The organism is Mesorhizobium sp. M2E.F.Ca.ET.209.01.1.1 (assembly GCF_004010375.2).
Lineage (GTDB): Bacteria > Pseudomonadota > Alphaproteobacteria > Rhizobiales > Rhizobiaceae > Mesorhizobium.
Map to the genome: position 1 here is coordinate 1 of NZ_SADP02000920.1, position 309 is coordinate 309.

1 protein-coding gene is annotated in these 309 nt (G+C 65.7%); it reads left to right on the forward strand.

What is annotated here, in order from left to right:
• Positions 1–309: small ribosomal subunit Rsm22 family protein (locus tag EN852_RS38500; protein WP_281407859.1), on the forward strand; the 309-nt coding region annotated here is incomplete at both ends.

Here is a 309-nt window from a genome sequence, read left to right on the forward strand (position 1 = left end):
CTGGTACGATGCTTTGGGCCACCAGCGACCTCTGGCCTGAACTGGAACTGGCCACGTTGCTGGAGGCGAGTGCCGCGGTGCGCAAAATCTGCGAGACACTTGCCGCCGATGCGATCGCGGCCCGGAGCATCTGGCAGGCCGGCGATGTCACGACAGACCTTGCCGACCTCCAGCCCGCGGACCTCGTCACATGCGCCTATGTGCTGGACGAGATCGTGCCAGCATCCCTGGCCAAAATGATCGACCGGCTATGGCACCTCACGACCGGCACGCTGCTGATTATCGAGCCGGGCACGCCGGCGGGCTGGC